This window comes from Stappia stellulata (assembly GCF_020176715.1).
Taxonomy (GTDB): domain Bacteria; phylum Pseudomonadota; class Alphaproteobacteria; order Rhizobiales; family Stappiaceae; genus Stappia.
This window is the reverse complement of the sequence record NZ_JAIVMF010000015.1, coordinates 35343-56064: the sequence shown is the minus strand read 5'-3', so window position 1 is coordinate 56064 and position 20722 is coordinate 35343. Positions and strand designations below refer to the sequence as shown.

Annotated in this window: 12 protein-coding genes; 3 read left to right on the top strand and 9 right to left on the bottom strand. The window is 66.0% G+C overall.

The window, feature by feature from the left end; all coding sequences use genetic code 11:
• Nucleotides 1-81 precede the first annotated feature (81 nt).
• The 4 genes from fdhF to LC092_RS16175 all read right to left on the bottom strand — a co-directional run bounded on the left by fdhF (nt 82) and on the right by LC092_RS16175 (nt 6056).
• Nucleotides 82-2883: a formate dehydrogenase subunit alpha gene (gene fdhF / locus LC092_RS16190; RefSeq protein ID WP_224808260.1), complete on the bottom strand. Its 2802-nt coding sequence runs from the start codon at nt 2881-2883 to the stop codon at nt 82-84.
• Nucleotides 2876-3355, bottom strand: coding sequence for a GNAT family N-acetyltransferase (locus LC092_RS16185; RefSeq protein ID WP_224808259.1), 480 nt, complete (start codon nt 3353-3355; stop codon nt 2876-2878). The genes fdhF and LC092_RS16185 overlap by 8 nt, the downstream gene beginning before the upstream one ends.
• On the bottom strand, nt 3352-5052 hold the full coding sequence (locus tag LC092_RS16180; RefSeq protein ID WP_224808258.1) for an NADH-ubiquinone oxidoreductase-F iron-sulfur binding region domain-containing protein: 1701 nt from the start codon (nt 5050-5052) through the stop codon (nt 3352-3354). The genes LC092_RS16185 and LC092_RS16180 overlap by 4 nt, the downstream gene beginning before the upstream one ends.
• 83 nt (nt 5053-5135) lie before the next feature.
• A complete protein-coding gene (locus LC092_RS16175; RefSeq protein ID WP_224808257.1) occupies nt 5136-6056 on the bottom strand; it encodes a LysR family transcriptional regulator in 921 nt (306 codons plus the stop codon).
• Nucleotides 6057-7452: 1396 nt separating this feature from the next.
• Here LC092_RS16175 and LC092_RS16170 point away from each other — a divergent pair.
• The gene (locus LC092_RS16170) at nt 7453-9543 is read left to right on the top strand and encodes a BTAD domain-containing putative transcriptional regulator (RefSeq protein ID WP_224808256.1); all 2091 of its coding nucleotides are present in this window, start codon (nt 7453-7455) and stop codon (nt 9541-9543) included.
• Nucleotides 9544-10036: 493 nt separating this feature from the next.
• Entirely contained in the window at nt 10037-11572 is a 1536-nt protein-coding gene (locus tag LC092_RS16165) for a sigma-54-dependent transcriptional regulator (RefSeq protein WP_224808255.1), read from the top strand.
• 30 nt (nt 11573-11602) lie between these two features.
• Here the strand turns inward: LC092_RS16165 and LC092_RS16160 are convergent, their stop codons facing one another.
• A complete protein-coding gene (locus tag LC092_RS16160) occupies nt 11603-14125 on the bottom strand; it encodes a cation:proton antiporter (RefSeq protein WP_224808254.1) in 2523 nt (840 codons plus the stop codon).
• A gap of 77 nt (nt 14126-14202) precedes the next feature.
• The gene (locus LC092_RS16155) at nt 14203-15153 is read right to left on the bottom strand and encodes a DMT family transporter (protein WP_224808252.1); all 951 of its coding nucleotides are present in this window, start codon (nt 15151-15153) and stop codon (nt 14203-14205) included.
• Nucleotides 15154-15503: 350 nt separating this feature from the next.
• On the opposite strand from LC092_RS16155, the gene LC092_RS16150 reads away from it, so the two are divergent.
• A complete protein-coding gene (locus tag LC092_RS16150) occupies nt 15504-17678 on the top strand; it encodes a malate synthase G (protein WP_224808334.1) in 2175 nt (724 codons plus the stop codon).
• 64 nt (nt 17679-17742) lie between these two features.
• Here LC092_RS16150 and LC092_RS16145 read toward each other — a convergent pair whose 3' ends face one another.
• The 3 genes from LC092_RS16145 to LC092_RS16135 form a co-directional block, all read right to left on the bottom strand.
• On the bottom strand, nt 17743-18138 hold the full coding sequence (locus LC092_RS16145; RefSeq protein WP_224808250.1) for a PilZ domain-containing protein: 396 nt from the start codon (nt 18136-18138) through the stop codon (nt 17743-17745).
• Nucleotides 18139-18376: 238 nt separating this feature from the next.
• Nucleotides 18377-19807 carry an ATP-binding protein gene (locus tag LC092_RS16140; protein ID WP_224808248.1) on the bottom strand — a complete coding sequence of 477 codons (1431 nt, stop codon included), beginning with the start codon at nt 19805-19807 and terminating at the stop codon, nt 18377-18379.
• Nucleotides 19804-20532: a response regulator gene (locus tag LC092_RS16135; protein WP_224808245.1), complete on the bottom strand. Its 729-nt coding sequence runs from the start codon at nt 20530-20532 to the stop codon at nt 19804-19806. The genes LC092_RS16140 and LC092_RS16135 overlap by 4 nt, the downstream gene beginning before the upstream one ends.
• Between the last annotated feature and the right edge of the window lie 190 nt (nt 20533-20722).

Here is a 20722-nt window from a genome sequence, read left to right as displayed (position 1 = left end):
GAAGAGTGCAGGGAGTGTCGCGGAACAGGCGGCACTCCCTTTTTTCGTTGGCGGTTGCCGCCGACCGATGCGGCGGGAGGACTATTCGGCGGCCTCGCGGTGGAGCCCGCCCACCGGGGTCACCTGCGCCGCGCAATATTTGAACTCCGGGATCTTGCCGAAGGGATCGAGCTGCGCATTGGTCAGACGGTTGGCGGGGGCCTCGAAGAAGCAGAACGGCACGAACACCATGCCGTCCGCCACGTCGCGGTCGGCGCGCAGGGTTGCGGTGATCGCGCCCCGGCGCGTCGTGACCGTCACCGCGTCGCCTGCACTCAGGCCGCGGGCGTCGATCTCGCGCGGGTTCATCGCGGCCACGGGCCCCGGTTCCAGCGCATCGAGGGTCGACGAGCGCCGGGTCATCGCGCCGGTGTGCCAGTGCTCCAACATGCGGCCCGTGGTCAGGACCAGCGGGTAGGTCTCGTCCGGCATCTCGTCGGGGGGAATGAGGTCGGCGGGAACCAGGCGTCCCCTGCCGGAGGCGGTGGGAAAGCCCTGTGTGAAGATGATGTCGTCGCCGGGGGCATCTTCGCTTGAGGCCGGATAGGTGACGCAGCCCTCGCGCACCACGCGTTCGAAGGAAATATTTGCGAGCGACGGCATCAGCGCGCGCATTTCCTCATAGACCTCGCCGACATGCTGATACGGCCAGTCGAGGCCGATGCGCCGCGCGATCTCGGCGATCAGCTCCCAGTCCTGCCGCGCGGCACCGGGAAGCGGCACCGCCGGGCGACCGAGCTGCACCTGACGGTTGGTGTTTGTGTAGGTGCCGAGCTTTTCCGCATGGGCGGAGGCCGGCAGCACCACATCCGCGTGCCAGGCGGTTTCGGTCAGGAAGATATCCTGAACCACCAGATGGTCGAGCTTGGCAAGGGCTGCGCGCGCGTGGATCTGGTCGGGATCGGACATCGCCGGGTTCTCGCCCATGATGTACATGCCGCGAATGTCGCCGGAATGGATCGCATCCATGATCTCCACGACGGTCAGTCCGCGCGTGGGGTCGAGCGTGCGGCCCCAGGCGTCTTCATAGGCGCCGCGGATCTCGGCATTCTCGACGGACTTGTAGTCGGGCAGGAACATGGGGATGAGGCCGGCGTCGGACGCGCCCTGAACGTTGTTCTGCCCGCGCAAGGGGTGAAGGCCGGTGCCGGGGCGCCCGATCTGGCCGGTGACGAGCGCCAGCGCGATCAGGCATCGGGCGTTGTCCGTGCCGTGGACATGCTGCGACACGCCCATGCCCCAGAAGATTATCGACCGCTCGCTTTTGGCATAGGTGCGCGCCACGTCGCGCAGGGTGTCGGCATCAATGCCGCAGACGCTCGCCATTGCCTCCGGCGAGAAGTCGCGGACCTTGTCCTTCAGCGCCTCGAAGCCGTCGACGTGATTGGCCACATAGTCGGCGTCGTAAAGGTCTTCCGCGATGATCACATGCAGCAGGGCGTTGAGCATCGCGACGTCGCTGCCCGGCGTGAAGCGCAGCGAATGGCTGGCGTGGCGCATCAGGTCCTGGCCGCGCGGATCCATGACGATGAGCTTTGCGCCGCGCTTGGCGGCCTGCTTGAGGTAGGTGGCGGCAACGGGATGGTTTTGCGTCGGCCTCGCGCCGATCACGACGATGCAGTCGGCGTCCTCGGCCGCGCGGAAGGGCGCGGAGACCGCGCCGGAGCCGATCCCTTCCATCAGCGCGGCGACGGAAGAGGCGTGGCAAAGCCGCGTGCAATGGTCGACGTTGTTGGTGCCGAAGCCCTGTCGCACCAGCTTCTGGAACAGATAGGCTTCCTCGTTCGAGCCCTTGGCCGATCCGAAGCCGGCAAGGGCCGGTCCGCCCATCGTGTCGCGGATATGGGCCAGTCCGCCGGCCGCGCGCTCCAGCGCTTCCTCCCACGTTGCCTCACGGAAGACGTCGAAGGGATTGGCCGGGTCGAGCATCGCGTCGCCGGCCTTGGGCGCGTCGTCGCGGCGCACCAGCGGGCGGGTCAGCCGGTGCGGATGGCGGATGTAGTCGTGGCCGAAGCGGCCCTTGACGCAAAGCCGGTTTTCATTGGCCGCGCCATCGCGCCCGTCGACCTTGATGATCCGCTCGTCCTTGACGTGTACGGTCGTCTGGCAGCCGACGCCGCAGAAGGGGCAGAGCGTGTCAACGGTGCGCTCGGCCGTGAGCACGGTCTTGCGCGCCGGCGCGTCCATTACGCTTTTTTCCTGCAGCGCGCCGGTCGGGCAGGCCTGCACGCATTCGCCGCAGGCAACGCAGGTCGAGGCGCCCATCGGATCGGAGAGATCGAAGATCGGGCGCAACTCGCCGCCTCGATAGCCCATGCCGATCACGTCGTTGACCTGCACCTCGCGGCAGGCGCGCTCGCACAGGCCGCAGGCGATGCAGGCGTCAAGATTGACGGCGATCGCCGGGTGGGACGTGTCCCAGCGCTTTTCGCGGGTGTGATGCGTCGTCTCCGCGTAGCGGCTGTCGAAGCGGGAGCTCTCGACCCCGACCGTTTCCGACCAGATCCAGAAGTCGGCGTCCCGGTCCGGCGCCTCGTCTCGGGGCGGCATGTCGCTGGCAAGCAGTTCGAACACCATCTCGCGCGCCTTTTCGGCCCGCCTGGAGGCTGTCGTGACCACCATGCCGTCCGTGGGCGTGCGGATGCAGGAGGCGGCAAGCGTGCGCTCGCCCTCGATTTCCACCACGCAGGCGCGGCAGTTGCCGTCGGAGCGGTAGCCCGGCGCATCCTTGTGGCACAGGTGCGGGATCGCCGTTCCGACCCGCTTGGCGATCTGCCAGATGGTCTCGTCCGCGGTTGCCTCGACCTCCCGGCCGTCGAGGGTGAATGTGATTGTGTCAGTCATTGTCCGCGGCTCCCGCAAGCTTTTCCAGGCTTTCGCCGTCCCATCGCAGGTAACGTTTTTCGGGCTCCACCGCGCCCAGCCGCCGGTAGAGCCGGATCGCGCCCTCGTTGTCGGCATCGACGCTCAGGTCCATTCGCGGCGCGCCGCGCGCCAGGGCCTCAGCGGCGCAGGCGCGAAGGAGCGCTTCACCGACCCCGCGCCCGCGCGCATTCCTGGAAACAAAGACGTCCTTGACGAAAAAGGCGGGATTGGCCCGTCCGGCGGGATAGAGCGGCGACATCGTCGCATGGCCGAGCAGCGCATCGCCGTCCTCCGCCACGAGAACCACCAGGTCGCGGTAGCGTGCCAGGCCCTCCGCCAGCCGCTGTCGCACCAGACCGGGATCGATGTCCGATCCGTAGTGATGCTCCAGCTCGCTCACGAGGGCGGCGAACCGCTCCAGATCCGCCTGTGTTGCCGGGCGAACGATCATGTCGCGTTCTCCTGCGTGAAGAACTTCAGCACGGAGCGGACCGGATTGCTTGCAGCCTGTCCGAGACCGCAGATCGAGGCGTCGCGCATGACCTGTTCCAGATCGCCGAGACGGGTTTCGTCCCAGTCGCCCTGTTCCAGCAGGGCGACCATCTTCTCCGTCCCGACCCGGCACGGCGTGCATTGCCCGCAGCTTTCATGCTTGAAGAACCGCAGGAGGTTGAGGGCGACCGCGCGCATGTCGTCCTTGTCGGAGAGGATCACAACCGCATGCGAGCCGATGAAGCCGCCATGCGGCTCGAAGGTTCCGAAATCCATCGGCAGGTCGGCCATAGAGGCGGGGAAGATCCCGCCGGAGGCGCCGCCCGGCAGGAAGCCGGCAAGCCGATGGCCCTCGGCCATGCCGCCGCAGGCCTCGATGATCTCGTGGATTGTGCTTCCCGTGGGCAGGATCGCGACGCCCGGTTTGCGCACCCGACCCGAAACGGAGAACGAGCGCAGGCCCAAGTGGTCGTCCTTGCCGTGGCCCGCGAAGCGCTCCGCGCCATGCTCGATGATGTCGCGGATCCAGAACAGCGTCTCGATGTTGTGGTTGAGCGTCGGGCGGCCGAAGAGGCCCTTTTCCGCGATATAGGGCGGGCGGTGCCGGGGCAGGCCGCGCTTGCCCTCGATCGATTCCAGCATCGCGCTTTCCTCGCCGCAGATATAGGCGCCGGCGCCGCGCCGCAGCTCGATGGGGGCGTGATCGGTGAGGCCGGTTGCGGCGAGCTCCGCCAGTTCGCGGCGCAACACCTCCAGAACGCCGGGATATTCGTCGCGCATGTAGAGATAGATGCGCTCCGCCCCGACCGCCCAGGCGGCGATCAGCGCGCCTTCCAGCATGCGGTGCGGGTCCTGTTCTAGGAACAGCCTGTCCTTGAAGGTGCCGGGTTCGCCCTCGTCGCCGTTGATCGTCATTAGTCGCGGACCCGCGAAAGAGCGCACGATCTCCCACTTGCGCCCGGCCGGAAAGCCGGCGCCGCCGAGACCGCGCAGCCCCGCGTCGGACAGGGTCGCGATCAGATCCTCCGGCTTGCGCTTGCCGGCAAGACACTCCTGCAGAAGCGCATAGCCGCCCTTCGCGCGATAGGCATCGAGGTTGAGGCCCTCGACCGGACGCGGCGCCGTCTCTCCGGCCTGCGCGGCTTGCAGAAGCCCGTCGGCGGTCGCATGTCCGACCTCGTTGCGCCCGACCTGGGCTGCCGGCGCCTCGGCGCAGCGCCCCTGGCAGGCGGCGCGCTGGATGTGGATCTCGCGCGGATCGGCCCGCGTTTCCAGCTCGGCGATCAGTTGTTCCGCGCCCGCCATCATGCACGACAGGCTGTCGCAGACACGGATCGTCAGCGGCGGCAGGTCCGCGCCGTCCTTCACGATGTCGAAGTGGTGGTAGAAACTCGCGACTTCGAAGACCTCGGCCTCCGACAGCCGCATCTCGTGGGAGAGTGCCTTGAGATGGGCGCTTGTCAGGCCGCCGAATTCATCCTGCAGCGTGTGGAGATGCTCGATCAACAGATCCCTTCGGCGCGGGGCCTCGCCAAGCAGCCGGCGCACGTCGTCAAGCGCGGCGTCGTCGAGCGCGCGCCCCTTGAGCCGTCCGCTCCGGCCTTTCCGCCCCCTGTCGACTGCCCCTGAATACGGTCCGCGACTTCCGCCCAGCATTGCCACCCTGTCCCTTCGTTGTCGAAAGACCGAGTGGCGGGGAATTCGCAAGCGAATTCAAATCGCCATTGGCAATCGTGTGATCATGACAGGTTATCAACGGATTGGGGCGCCTCGAGACACACGCGCCAGAGCGCGGAGGTCAGCGGCAATTGCAGGTTCCGACGCGGCGCGACCAGCCCGATCACCGGCGGCACGCGCATGGTTTCAAGTTCGCGAACGCCGAGCGCATCGGTTTTCAACTCGTCGACGATCATGCGCGGCAGGATCGCCACGACCGGGGAGGTTGTCCGCCCCGCGCGTCCGAAGATCGAGAGGAAGCTGTTTGCCTCGAACACCACCTGTGGCGTCGCCCCGGCATCGGCGAAGGCCTTGTCGAGGATGCGCCGGTTCTGCATGTCGCTTGTCAGCAGGGCGAGGGGCCAGCTTGCCGCCTGCACCCAGCTTGCCGGGTCCCCGCTTTCTCCGAGCAGGCCGCGCGATCCGACGAGGCAATAGCTCTCCGGTTGAAGCGGCAGGGTATCGACGTTGTGCAGGGGCTCGTTGTTCAGATAGGTGATGCCCGCGTCGAGGGAAAAATCCAGCAGGCCGGCCTCGATCATGCGCGAGGACAGGCTGGTGCAGACGACCTCAACATTGGGGTGGTCTTGTGCGAGTGCTGCCGCCAGTCGTCCGGCGAGCGGCGTGGCGCTCGGGATCACGCCGATCCTCAGGCGGCCAGAGAGATCCGCCCCGCCCGTCACGTCCTGGCGAAGGCCGTCCAGATCGGCAAGGACGCGACGTGCGCGGGCAAGCACCCGCTCGCCGGCCTCGGTGAAGCCGAGGAAACGCTGACCGCGTTGCACCAGCGGCGTGCCGAGCGCTTCCTCCATGCGACGGATGCGTGTCGAGAGAGCCGGCTGCGACAGGTTGCAGGCCTGAGCGGCACGCGCGAAATGCCGCTCGCTGGCGAGCGACACCAGCACGCGCAGATCGGCGACATCTATCGGTGGCAAGGCGCTCACGCGGACCCTTTCTGTTTCCCGTGGTGAATCAATAGTGTCTTGAACAGGCGAGGGAAAGGAAAAGGGCATTTCGCGGCCGGTCGGCGATGGCGCGCCGAGTGCTCGGTCCCCGTACAGGAGCGCATGTCGGCGGGGAGGATGCGCGCGGGCGCGGTCAGGCGGAGCCGGGGAGGGGAGCGAGAAAAATCGCCCGCCCGCGAGGCGCGGACGGGCGATGAGCGACTGAAAATTCCGGAAGTATGCCTATGTGAATTTCCTTTGCCGCCAGGCCAATGAATGAGGCGCTACCGCGCCTTGGAAAATTGCGGGCCACATGACCGGGCGCAGGTGCCTGCGATCCATGGCAATTGGTGAGCGGGTGTTTCGCGCCGGGCAAAAGTCGTTCCTGCCCCATTCGGACCCTCTCTGACGCTCTCTGACCCTCTGCTCTTCAAACCCCTCTGTGGTCTTCTTGCGTCCCCTTGGGCGCCCTCGAACCCTGACGGCTCGAGCCCCATGCGCATCGCCCCATGCGCATCACCGCATTGCACCCTGCGACGGGCCGGCGCCAGTCGGACCGGTCCGTGCCTCAAAAGCGGGCCGGGTTGACGTCAACCCGGCCCAGTTGGGTCACGTTTGGACCCGCAGAAGAAAGGCTCGCTGCGGTCCGCATGTGACTTGCGGCGTTCCGCATCGGACCTCGGGGCGAACCGAGGCTTTACGATGCGACTGTGCAAACGCCCCAAGGCCACCCCTTGAAACACGTCGATGCCATCCAGTCGTTGGCGGTCGTCTGGTCATCAGTCTGGTCATCAGGCTGTGCGCGGCACCGATCCCTTTGCCGGCCACCGGTTGAAAAACGCGAGGCTGCAAGCAGTAGACTTCGAGCGCTGCCACCAGACACAGTGGCACTGCCCCTCACATCCGAACACAACCATTCGTTACATTTATGAAAAAGCAACCAGCGTTATATGTCCGTGATTTTGATGTGAACCGGGTTTCGGGACCAGCCGGCACGGCGCCGGCGCAAGCCGGGACTGCCCAACGGAGTGAGGGAGCGCCGGCGAAAAACGAACATGCGGGGCGACAGGCTTTCCGTTTTCCAGATCCCGGCGAAAAGCCCGGGTGGGCTGGCGGATTGGGCAAGACCCTGATTTCGCTCGAAACGTGTTGTTGTTACATAGAAGCAACTTCCTGCCGCCGACGACGGCGAAGGAAGCTCCTGCGAGCGCGTTTCCGCAACCGCACGACAAAGGCGGGCGTCCGTGGGTGGTTGTATTGGTTCAGGAATTGCGCAACCATTGAAAAAACAAGGGAAAAAGCGTGAAAGCGGCAGGTCACTCGGAGACCGCGACAGGGCGACGAAACAGAGGCGATTGTGGACAATATCGGCGGAAACGATAAGGCGGAGGCCCAAATGCAAGCGCCCGGTCGGGCGTCGGTGCTGCATGCCCACCTCCTCGGGCCTCCGCGGTTTGACGTGGACGGGGCACCGGTCGTCTTCCGCTCGCGCAAGGCGGAAGGCCTGCTTGCCCGTCTGTGCCTGTCGCCGGGCGGCCGCCTGTCGCGCGAAACCGCCGCGAACCTGTTTTGGGAAGACAGTTCCGATCATCATGCCCGCTCGTCGCTGCGCCAGACCCTGCTGATCCTGAGACGCATTCTCGAGACCGCCGGCTTTGACGGGCTTGGTGGCGACAAGCTGAACATCACCCTCGATCTCGGCCGGGTGCGGACCGATATCCACGATCTGTTTTCCGTCGGCGGCCAGGTGCCCCGCCGGCTGATCGACGAAAAGCGTCTGTCGGAACGCCTCGTGGAGGGAGGCGAGACGCTGTCCGAACCCTTCACCGCCTGGCTACGGGTGTGTCGTCAGCAGTTCCACGATCAGTTGCGCGGCGTGCTGGAGCCTAGGATCGCGCTGGACGGAGAGAACTGGCAAGCGATCGAGGAAGCAGCCGTCGCGCTGTTGAACATCGACCCGACGCATGAGCCGGCCTGTCGTGCCTTCATTGCCGCGCGCGCCGTTCGCGGCGACTACACGTCGGCCCTGCGCACCTATGAGGAAATCTGGAACCTGCTTGAGGAGGAGTTCGACACGCAGCCCTCCCGCGAAACCCAAAACCTGATCGTCGACATCAAGCTGGGTCATTTCGCGGACTGGCTGAACCACGAACGCGCGCGCATCGCACGCTCCGCCTCCGGGTCCGCACGCATTGCGGACGCGCCGAAGGTCGGGCCGGCGCCGGCCGGCGTGTCCGCGTCTGACGGGCTGCCGGCAACGAAGGATGAAGCACCGGCTCCGGCCCATGCGCCACCGGTGATAGTGGTCGATCCGATCATGCATGTGTCGCTGTCCGACGAGGACACGCGTCTGGCCCGGGTGTTTCGCCATGACCTCATCTCGCGTCTCGTGCGCTTCCGGGAATGGTCCGTCGCCGACGGGGTGACGGAGGACCTTTCGCAATCCCTGTCGCCGCTCTACCGGGTGGCGATCAGCGCGATGCGGTCGGGGCGCATGCTGTCCTATTCCGTCACGGTCAAGAATTCCCGCACCAATGCCTATGTCTGGGGGCGCAATCAGGAACTGGCGATCGACGAACTGTTCGCCCGCCAGCCGGCGCTGGTCGCGGAGATCGCGCTTGCCATGAATGTGAGCATTTCCGCCGAACGTCTGGCCAACATGTCGCGGATGCCGGACGTCTCGGTGGAGCATTACGACCAGCTTCTGGTCGCGCAGCGTCTGCATGCCACCTGGCGCAGGGAAAACTCCGAGCGTGCGGAGCGGATCGTTTCCGCCATCATCGAGGAAAATCCCGGTTTCGGTCCGGCTTACTCGAGCCTGGCGCAGATCATCAACACCCGGCACATCATCTTTCCAGGGCAAGGATTGCTGCAGGCGGATCTTGACCGTGCCGCCGGTCTGGCACGCGTTGCCCTGTCGATTGATCCCTTCGATTCGCGGGCGCATCTGTGTTCCGCCTGGACGGCCGCGCTTCAGCGTCGCTTCGCCCAGGCGGAGGCGCACCACCGCCAGGCACTGGCGCTGAACGACAATGACCCCTGGACGCTGCTGTCGGGCGCGCATGGCCTGGCCTATTTCGGCCACGCCGCGGAAGCCTCGCGAATTGCCAAACAATTGCACGACAGCGGCCTTCTGACCTCACCGTTGCACTGGAGCTATTTTGTCGGGATCATGTTCCTGAGCCGGGACTACGCGCAGACCATCAATGCGTTCCGGTATCTCAAGGGCGGTTATCTCGGCGTTGAGGCCTGGTATGTCGCCGCACTCGCACTGAGCGGACAGGAGATCGAGGCGCATGCGCAGCGTGTTCAGCTTGAGGGGCGGGTGCGGGAGCGCTGGGTCAGACCTTCCCCGCCAAGCCGCGCGGACATTGCGCGCTGGATCGGAAATTGTTTCCCGATCAGCGATCGCGCAACCTGGGAGCGGCTTCGGGACGGACTGTCGCGCGCGGGACTGAACCTGCCGGTCGATCTCGCACCGGAGTGAGCGGGGACGCAGCGCGGCTCCCGCCGGCGTTGGCTTTCGACCGGCGCCGCCTGTGGCAGTGGCGGGCGCCCGGAACAGTTGCGCCCGCAAGAACGGGCGAGCAAGGCCGCCGGCGAGAGTTTCCGTTTGCCGTAACTTTGCATGTAACCTTCCCCGCCGGCGCGCCTTCGGCATCCGCGATGCGCGGGCCCGACCGAAAGGCGCAGGCATGGCATGTCCTGCGGAATCTCGATTCGGTTCGCGGATGTGTAACGCAATCTGCGCCGCAGGGCGGAGTGGCGCGGGCGGTGGCAAAAGCCGCCTCGCGCGGTTTCATCGTCCTGTAGCCTTGTCACAAACTCCATGTTTCCCAATGTGTCCCTATCGCCTAGTCTGGTTTCCACTGGCGTTTCGGTGGCCGCACGTTTGTGCGGCAAACTCTGCTGACCACGGAACGCGACGCCGGAGCGAACACTAGGGGTGGTTGATTGCACGGATGACAGGGAATTCACCCATGGTCCTCCTGGTGGAGGACACGCGCGCGCTGGCGGAGACCTACCAGGCGTATCTCGCGCCGCAGGGATGGACTGTCCGGGCGGTTGAAACTGCGGCTGCGGCGAAGGCCGCCTTCGAGCAGGCCGCGCCGGCCGTCGTCGTGCTGGATGTCAATCTTCCGGACGGCAACGGGCTGGACCTGTTGCGCTGGATCAAGGCGCGTGACGTACCATGCGAGGTGGTCGTGATCACTGGCACGGCCTCGATCAATATGGCAGTAGAATCCATGCGCGAAGGCGCGTTCGATTTCGTGATGAAACCGTTTTCCGCCGACCGCTTGCGGGTGACGCTGCGCAATGCCATCGACAGGCAGATGCTTACCAATCGCCTGGAAGCCCTCGGCGAGGAGATGGAGGGCAACCGTTTCGAGGGCATGATCGGCCGCTCCTTTGCCATGCAGACGGTCTATCGCATCCTGCGCAATGCGGCGCCGACCAATGCGACCGTGTTCATCACCGGGGAAAGCGGAACGGGCAAGGAGCTGTGCGCGCATGCGCTGCATTCGCTGAGCCGCCGGGCGATGGGACCGCTGATTTCCATCAATTGCGCCGCGATCCCCTCAGGCATGCTGGAAAGCGAGATCTTCGGGCACTCGCGCGGAGCCTTCACGGGAGCGCTGTCGGACCGGCGCGGGGCGGTCCTGTCGGCCGATGGCGGCACGCTCTTTCTCGACGAGGTCTGCGAGATGGATCTCGACCTCCAGTCGAAGATGCTGCGCGTGCTACAGGAAAAGACCGTCCAGCGGGTCGGCGAGGACACGCCCCAGCCGGTCGACGTGCGCATCGTCTGCGCCACCAACCGCGATCCCGAGGAAGAGGTCGCTGCCGGCCGGTTCCGCGAAGACCTCTATTATCGCCTGCATGTCGTTCCGGTCGAGCTGCCGCCGCTGCGCGAGCGCGACGACGATGTTCTCCTGATCGCGCGCGAGTTCCTCAAGATGTATTCCAGCGAGGACGGCAAGCGGTTTCGCGGCTTCACCCGTGCGTGCGAGGACGCGCTGCTCGCCTATTCGTGGCCCGGCAACATCCGCCAGCTGCAGAACACCGTGCGCCGCGCGGTGGTGCTGAACGATGCGGAGTTCATGGAAGCGGACATGCTTCCGCTGACGCGGCCGCAGCCACAGCAGTCCTTGGTATCGGACGCCGCGCAGATCCCGTCCGGCCTCGACGCGCCTGAGGGACCGGCGGCGGGCGGTGCGTCGCCACAAGCCGGGGCGCTCCAATCCGCCCGCTCTTCCCCGTCTGCCGAGGTCCGTCAGGCGTCGGCTGCAACGCCGGTTGCCCCCCCGAACGATGCGCCCGCGGCCGCGGGCGGAATAGAGCCGCTCGAAACCGTGATCCGCTCGACCATCGAGCGGGCGGTCGCGCTCTGCGACGGTAATATTCCGCGTGCTGCCAATGCGCTGAAGGTCAGCCCTTCGACGCTCTATCGGCGCATTCAGATGTGGGGTCAGGACGGTGAGGACGACGACCCGCAGGACCTGTCGAACACGTGACAGCCCCGCTGGCGTCCCGGGTGGGGCGCCTCAGGTGCCTGGCGTCGGTTGCCGCTGTTCCGCGTCGCTTGCCTCGGCATTCATTGCCTGGCGCTGTTCGGCGGTGGCCGCGATGTGGCGTTGCAGATCCGGGTCCTTGTCGATCAACTGCCGGAAGTCGGCGCGCGACAGGACCAGCAGGTTGCAGTATCCCAGCGCCCGGACGTCCGCGGTGCGCGGTTCACCTGTCAGCAGCGCGATTTCGCCGAAAACGTCGCCGCGTCCCAGACGGATCCGCTGGGTGTCGGTGATCACCTCCACGGCCCCTGAAGAGATGAAATAGGCTGCATCGCCGCGCCCGCCCTTCGAGATCAGCTTGTCGCCGGGGACGGCGAACAACGGGCGCATGAGCTGGGCGATCTTCTCGATCCGTGCCTGCGGCAGGTCCTGGAACAGAGGCAACTGGGCGGTGAGTTCGACGGTGCGCATGCCCATGTCGAGCTTCGGCCGCGCATCGGCCTTGGCGCGGGCCTCCTGTACCGCCTTTGCCAGGCTCGAATACAGTTCCTCGCCAATCAGGTTTTGCGACAACAGCGTGCGGTAGGCGTCCTCCTCCATCCGAAGGGCGGCCTTTTGCAGGAACCGCTGATCGAGGCTGTCGGCATAGTCGGGGTATTGCAGGCGCAGCGCTTCCAGGGCGGTGGTCGTCGCCTCATGGCGGTTTGCAAGGATTTCATTCAGGATTTCCGCAACCCGCGCACCCAGAAGCGCCGAGATCTTGTCCCGGTTGAACGCCATGAGTTCGTCGAGGCCGATCCGGCTGAGCAGCAGCATTTCATAGCGGTCGGCGAGCAGGCGGGCGAGCCAGCCCTCGTATTTGAGCCGGCGCTGGCACCATTGCGCCATCCGCATCGTCCGGGGAAACGCCAGGGCGTCGCGGGCGGCGCGGTTGTACTCGATGCGTCCGCCGGCGCGCGCGCGGTCCGCGATGTTGCCGATTTTCGCCAGCAGCGTCTCGGCCGTATGAATGGAGGCCGTGCGCTGGCGCAGGTGGCGCAGCACGATCTCGCGTTCCCGGTTGGAAATCGACACGAGCCCGACGGTGATGCGGTCGCGGTCGAGGATGTCCTCCTCCGCCGCCGTCGCGCCCGGCGCGTCGTCCATGCGGTCCTGGCAGGTGGCCTGGACACGCTCCGCCACGGGAAGCGCGATCCGGTATTCCTCCGCCGCCTGACCCACGCCCTCGCGCACGTTCGAGCCGGCAAGCTGAAGCACCTGGGCGCGCAGGGCACTGTCCAGCGGCGACAGCCGGTCGAGACCGAAGAGCTTGATCAGCGGCTTCAAGGTGGTGCCATAGACGAGCAGCGTGAAGAGGACGAAGCCGGTGGCGAGCACCGCGACGAACTGCTGGACCTCGGGGTCGATCGCATCGTTTTCCGTGACGCCGAGGGCCAGCGTCAGCGTGATCGCGCCGCGCATCCCGCCCCACAGCATTACGGTCATGAACGGCATGCTGACCGGTTGCGACAAGTTGAGCAGGCTGAGCAGCGGCAACAGTCCGAACAGCACGACCGCCCGCGCGGCAAGTGCTGCGACGATGACGATGATGAGAAGCAGCAGGTCGTCGAAGCCGACGTCGACCAGGAGCTTGGGGATCAGGATCGAGGCGAGCATGAAGATGAGCGACGACGCCCAGAAGGCGATCTGTTCCCAGACATCGTTCAGATAGGTCCAGCCGTCCGGCGTCACCCGTGACGGTCCGGTGAGATTGATCACGATGCCGGCCATGACCACGCCGACCACTCCCGATACGTCGACCAGATATTCGGCGCTGACATAGACCAGATAGGGCAGGGCGAAGCTCAGTGTCACCTGGGCGAGGCGGAAGTCGCGCACGAAGGGCAGAAGATGCACCAGAAGCTGCCCGGCGATGTAGCCGATGGCGATTCCGCCGGCGAACTTCCACAGGAACAGCGAAAGTCCGCTGGCAAGATCGGCGGATTGTTCGCCGGTCAGCGCGCCGAGCAGGATGACGAAAAGCGCGATTGCCGCGGCGTCGTTCAGGAGGCTTTCGCCCTCCACCAGCCGGCCGAGCCGTGCCGGCGCGCCGATGTCGCGGAAGATCGACACGACCGCGACGGGATCGGTGGTCGCGACGATGGCGCCGAGCAGCAGGCAGGCGATGAGCGAGAGGCCGGCGAAGGGCGCAAGCGCCAGTCCGATGAAGGCGGTCGCAACAAGAACGGCAACCACGGCCATGACGAAGATCACGCCGGCGTCTTCCGCCATGCGCCGCACGTCGAGCGTCAGCGTGGTCTGGAACAGGAGCACCGGCAGGAAGATGTTCAGGATGCCCTGCGAATCGAGCGGCAGGTTGACGAAGACGTCGGCGATCTCGTTGAAGGCATCGGTGCGCGGCGTGTAGAGCAGCCAGGCAGCGATCAGGCCGATCGCCACGCCGACCAGCGCCAGCAGCACCGAGGAGGTGACCTTCAGTCTCTGCGCCAGCGGCTGAACCAGCGAAATCAGCACGAGCAGGCCGGCAATGGCGGCAATGAAGATCGGCGCTTGCATGACGTGGTTACCTCAAGGAACGGCGGGTCGGACCAGCGATCAGCTTCGTCTAGAGGATCGTCGTTAAGACCGGGTTGTCATCCGTGATCGGGCCCGGGCGCCGGTACGGCCTCCCGCTGCCGGCCCTTTCTCTCCGACAGTGCAATTCCCATCAGAACCAGCACCAGCGCTGCAGCATGATAAAAGTGAAAGGGTTCGCCGAGAAGAACAACGGCGAGAAACGACGAAAAGATCGGAACGAGGTTGATGAAGACGCCCGCCCGGCCGGGCCCGATCAGTTCCACACCCCGCATGAAGAAGATCTGCGACAGGAACGAGGGGAAGATCGAGATATAGGCGACGACGAGCCAGCCCTTCGGCGTCGGCCATTGCTCGGTGCCCTGCACCAGTTCGACGGCGAACACCGGCACCGAGACGATGGCCGCGATCACCGAGAGCACGGTGAAGAACACCATGCCGGAGACGGCCGGTCGCTTGCGCAGCAGCACCGCATAGAGCGAGTAGAGCAGGCAGGCGAGGATCATCAGCGCGTCGCCCGGGTTGATTTCCAGTCCGGCGAGCCGCGACAGGTCGCCCTGGCTGGCGATGAAGGCGACGCCGGTCATGGTCAGGACCACGCCGCAGGCCTGCACCGCGCGGATCGGCGTGCGCAGGATGACCAGCGCGCCGAGCAGTACGAACATCGGCATCGATCCCTGGATGATGCCGAGGTTCAGCGCCGTCGTCTTGTGGGCGGCGATGTAAAACAGCGCATTGAAGGCGGTGTAGCCGAACATGCCCATCAGCACCATGACCGGCAGGTGGCGCTTCAGGATCGGCCATTCCGCGCGCACCTGGCGCCCGTAGAGCGCGACCATGATGCCCGAGACGGCGACCCAGCGCAGGAAGACGACCGCCAGCGGCGAGACCTGGTCGATCGCCAGCCGTCCGGCGATCGTGTTGCCGGCCCAAAACAGCGCGGTCAGGCACAAAAGCAGGATCGGTTGCGCGAAAAACCATGCGCGGAGAGTGGGATGGGATGACAGCATGAACCAGCCAGAAACGGGACGAAGACCCCTGCACCGGCAGGGCGCCCTGGAAAGATGGGCCCGCGTGTTCGGTCTGGCAGCGCCAGCGTGACCGGACGGGCGTGACCGGTATCGTATGACGAATTGTGCGAAAGGATGCAAGCCGCGGCGGAGAAAGGCTCCGGGCGCCGGCAACCGGCCTCAGGGACAGCGGCTATTGTTTCCGTTTTGGATCAAGTCTTTTCTATTTGTGTCAGATTGACCGGGTGGGCTCTGTTTGGGAAAGTCCCGCACCGTCAATTGTCCGGTGCGGTCGCGGCAGCGCCGCTTGATCGCAGCACCGGAACAGAACACAGGGAGTGTCCGAGGCCATGGACCGTATCGAGATCGCTGGACTGAAGGTCGATGCCGAGCTTCACCGTTTCGTCGAGGACGAGGCGCTGGTTGGGACCGGCGTGTCGTCTGAGGACTTCTGGACCGGCCTGTCGCAGATCATCCACGATCTTGCCCCCGAGAACCGCGGTCTTCTGGCCAAGCGCGACGCCCTCCAGGCGCGCATCGACGACTGGCACCGGGCAAATCCCGGCCCGGTCGACCTCACCGCTTACAAGGCCTTCCTCAAGGAGATCGGCTATCTGGTTCCCGAGGGCGGCGCGTTTTCCGTCACCACGGAAAATGTCGATCCCGAGATCGCGACGCTGGCCGGCCCGCAGCTGGTCGTGCCGATCACCAACGCGCGCTACGCGCTGAACGCCGCCAATGCCCGCTGGGGGTCGCTCTACGATGCGCTCTATGGCACCGACGCCATGGGAAGCTTGCCGTCGGGCGGCGGCTACGACCCGGAACGCGGCGCCGAGGTGATCGCCTTCGCCCGCGCGATTCTCAACGAGCGGTTCGCGCTGAGCGGCGACTGGACGGACGCGACCGGCCTCTCGGTCGTCAATGGCGCCTTGCAGGTGGCCGGTGCCGGCGGAGCGGCGATGACGCTGGCCGATCCGGCGCAATTCGTCGGCTATCGCGGTGCCGCCGCCGCGCCGGATGCCGTGCTTCTGGCAAAGAACGGCCTGCATGCCGAGATCGTCATCGACCGCTCCAGCCCGATCGGCGGCACCGACGGAGCGGGCATCTCCGACATCGTGCTGGAATCGGCCGTCTCGACCATCATGGACTGCGAGGATTCCGTCGCCGCTGTCGATGCCGAGGACAAGGTCGTCGCCTATCGCAACTGGCTCGGCCTGCTGAAGGGCGATCTGGTCGCGAGCTTCGAAAAGGGCGGCAAGACGGTGGAGCGCCGCATGGCCGGCGATCGCACCTACACCACGCCGATGGGGGGCGAGCTGTCGCTGCATGGCCGGTCGCTGATGCTGGTGCGCAACGTCGGCCATCTGATGACGACGCCCGCGATCCTTGACCGCAACGGCGAGGAAGTGCCGGAAGGCATGCTCGACGGCATGATGACGGCGCTGATTGCCATGCAGGACATCGGCACCGGTGGTCCCGACGGCGGCGGCCGGCGGATGAACTCCCGCGCCGGCTCGCTTTATATCGTCAAGCCGAAGATGCACGGACCCGAGGAGGTCGCCTTTTCCGAGCGGCTGTTCACCCGCATAGAGCAGGCCCTGGGGCTTCAGCCCAACACCTTGAAGATGGGCATCATGGACGAGGAGCGCCGCACAACCGTCAACCTCAAGGAGTGCATCCGCGCCGCCTCGGCTCGCGTGTGCTTCATCAACACCGGCTTCCTCGACCGTACCGGCGACGAGATGCACACCTCCATGGAGGCCGGCCCGATGATCCGCAAGGGCGACATGAAGGCGGCCGCCTGGATCCAGGCCTATGAGAACTGGAACGTCGACATCGGGCTGGAATGCGGGCTTCCCGGCCACGCCCAGATCGGCAAGGGCATGTGGGCGATGCCGGACATGATGCAGGCGATGCTGGAGCAGAAGATCGGTCATCCGCGCGCCGGCGCCTCGACCGCCTGGGTGCCGTCGCCGACGGCGGCGACGCTCCACGCGCTGCATTACCACGTCGTCGACGTCGCCGCCCACCAGGCGGAGCTGAAGGCGCGCGGCCGGGCCAGCCTCGACGATATCCTGTCGATCCCGGTGGCGGAACGGCCGAACTGGTCGGCGGAGGAAATCCAGGCCGAGCTCGACAACAACGCGCAAGGCATTCTCGGCTACGTCGTGCGCTGGGTCGACCAGGGCGTCGGCTGTTCCAAGGTGCCGGACATCAACGATGTCGGCCTGATGGAAGACCGCGCCACGCTGCGCATCTCCTCCCAGCATATCGCCAACTGGCTGCGCCACGGCGTGTGCAGCGAGGATCAGGTGATGGAAACCATGAAGCGCATGGCGGCCGTCGTCGACGGGCAGAACGCGGGCGACCCGCTGTATCGTGCGATGGCGGATGATTTCGACGGCTCGATCGCCTTCCAGGCCGCCTGCGACCTGGTGTTCAAGGGCCGCGAACAGCCGTCCGGCTATACCGAGCCGGTGCTGCATGCCCGCCGTCTCGAGGCGAAGGCGGCGCAGCGTTCCTGAGCGGATCTTTCGCGATCCTAAAGGCAAGACAAGGGGCGGTTCGAAAGAGCCGCCCTTTTTGCGGTCAATGCGGGCTTTTGCGGAAGGACCGGCCCAGACGGCTGTTCAGCATCACGCCGGAGGCGTCGCGGCGCAAAAGGGCCTTGAGGCGATCCTGTTCCTGCGCGCTGTAGACGAAGCGCCAGCCGGAATGGATGTCGTTGCGCCAGCGTTGCTCGGCCAGCAGTTCAAGCCCGTAGGACAGAATGGCGATCCGGGCACTGATGGCGAATTTCGGCAGGTCGGGGCACTGGATGCGGCAGCCGGTCAGGCTCACATCCAGCATGCGCGCAGGAACCGGACCGCGCATCGTGATCACCATCACCTGGGTCGAGCCTTGCGCGCGGGGGCTTGACCGTCGCTCGTTGGACACCGTCCGGGAGCGCTGGCGGTCCGATGAGTGCGAAGCAAGGTTGGCCATGCCGTTTCCTCTTGCCCGGGCTGCTCGGGCGCGTCTGCGCGAAAGCCCCTTCGGGCGTCATCATTGTGAAACGGGGCAGCGGAAATCAAGCGGCTTGCGGAAGCGCGGGCAGGGTTTTGCGCCAAAGCGATGAAATTGCGTTGAAAGTCGGATGAAAGCGATCTGGTGAAACCGTAGACGGCTCCTGCAACGGTCTTTCTCGTCCGGCCGTCCGGGCGGCTCGCGAATCGCTTCGCGGTCACGCGGGAAGCGTGATGCGCGCTTCGAGCCCGCCTTCGGGGTGGTTCGCGAGGACCAGCGATCCGCCGTGCGCCTGAATGATGGAGCGGGCGATCGAGAGGCCCAGCCCGATGCCCCCGGTGTCCTCGGATCGCGATTCCTCCAGCCGGACGAAGGGATCGAACACATCGTCGATCCGCTCCTGCGGAATGCCGGGTCCCCGGTCGCGGATCCGGATCACCACTGCCTCGCCCCTGGCTTCGACGGAAATATCGGCTGCCTCGCCGTAGCGCACGGCATTGTCGATCAGGTTGCGCAGGGCGCGCTTGAGGCTGAACGGGCGGAACCGCGCGACGACGCGCGTCGGCGGCGGAGTAACGCTGACCTCGCGGCCCATGTCGCGGTAATCTTCCGCGATCGCGTCGATGAATTCGCCGAGGTCGATCTTCGTCGCCGCTTCCCGGGCGGCCTCGTCGCGGGAAAAGGCGAGGGCGGCCTCGACCATGCGCTGCATCTCATCGAGCGTCTCGATCATCTTCTCGCGGTTTTCGTCGTCCTCGATGAACTCCGCGCGGATGCGCAGGGAGGTGATCGGCGTGCGCAGGTCGTGGCTGATCGCGGCGAGCATCCGGGTGCGGTCGCGCACGAAGCGGGTGAGGCGGTCCTGCATGACATTGAAGGCCTGCACCGTGCCGCGAATTTCCGACGGCCCGGTTTCGGCAAGCGGCTCGACGTCCTCGCCCCGGCCAAGCCGTTCGGCGGCGGCCGACAGACTGCGCAAGGGGCGCGTCAGGCGCTGGATGGTCACGGCGACGACGCCCACGATCGCCAGCGCCATCAGCGCGATGGAGACAAGCAGCGGATAGAAGGAATGCGTCGGCAGGCGAAACCGGGTTGCCGCGTTGAGCCAGCGCCCGTCGTTGAGCGCGACGCTCATGGTGAGCGAGATCGGGCCATTGTGCCAGCGTCGGCGCGGCGTGCCATCGTCGCGCCGGGGCCTGTCACGGGTCATGCCGGGGGGCGGGCGATGCATCTCGCGCGCATGCTCCCCGAACGCGCGAAGGGCGCGGGGACCCGGCACCACGTCGACGCGCACGTCGCGATCGTCGCCGAGGTCCGCCTTCAGTAGGTCCACAATCCGTTTTTCGCCGGTGCGCTCGCCGGTTTCGGCAAGTGCGGCCGTATCGTCGACATGAAACCACAGCATCGGACTGGAGACAGCCTGCAGGATGTCGGCATGCTGGGCCGGCGGCGTCGTCTCCAAGAGCCGCACCAGCGACACCGTGCGCGACAGGAAGGTCGTGCGGGCCATCTCCACCAGCACGAGCCGCCGCTCGCCGGCAAAGAGCCAGAGCGTCAGGCACTGGGCGACGACCAGCGCGATCAGCAGGAGCGCGATCAATTGTCCCGCGAGCGAGCCGGGCCAGAGAAGGACCCGCCTGTCGCTCATGATGCGGTGTCCTGCACGTCGGCGGTAAAGGTATAGCCGCCGCCCCACACCGTCTTGATCAGCTCGGGTGTCTTGGGATCCGGCTCGATCTTGCGCCGCAACCGGCTGACCTGATTGTCGATGGAACGGTCGAACACGCCGGGCGTGCGACCGGACGTCAGGTCGAGCAATTGGTCGCGCGACAGCACCATGCGCGGACGCTTGAGGAATGCGACCAGCAACTGGAACTCGCCGCTCGACAGCGGCACGGCGACGCCGTCCTCGCCGGTAAGCAGCCGTTTGGCAACGTCCAGCGTCCAGCCGGCGAAGGTCAGGGTTTCGGCGTCGACCGGGTCGCGGTCGCGCGGCACCAGCGCGGCGCGGCGCAGCACGGCGCGGATGCGCGCGAGCAGCTCACGCGGGTTGAACGGTTTCGTCACATAGTCGTCGGCGCCGATCTCCAGCCCGATGATCCGGTCGGTGTCCTCGGCCATGGCGGTGAGCAGGATCACCGGCACGGCCCCGGTCTCGACCAGCGAGCGGCACAGCGACAACCCGTCCTCGCCGGGCATCATGATGTCGAGCACGATCAGGTCGACGGCGGCGGACTTCAGGAATTTGCGGGCCTGTGCGGCGCTGTCGGCGACGGAGGCGCGCAAGCCGCTCTTGCGCAGATAGCGGGCAAGCTGTTCGCGAATGTCGCGGTGGTCGTCGACGACCAGGATATGCGGTTCGTGCTCACTCATGTCCTGAACTCTTTCGGCGGTCCGGCCGACGTCCGGCGTTCCTGCTTTTCTCTTTCTAGGCCCGTGGCGTCCCGGAGGGAGGGCTGACTTTGTAATGAGTTGTAACAGACTGACAGACCGCCACATCTTGCGACACAAAGGCCGGCTTGCGGGCACAATTTTGCGACAAGCATCCCCTACCTCTGGATCA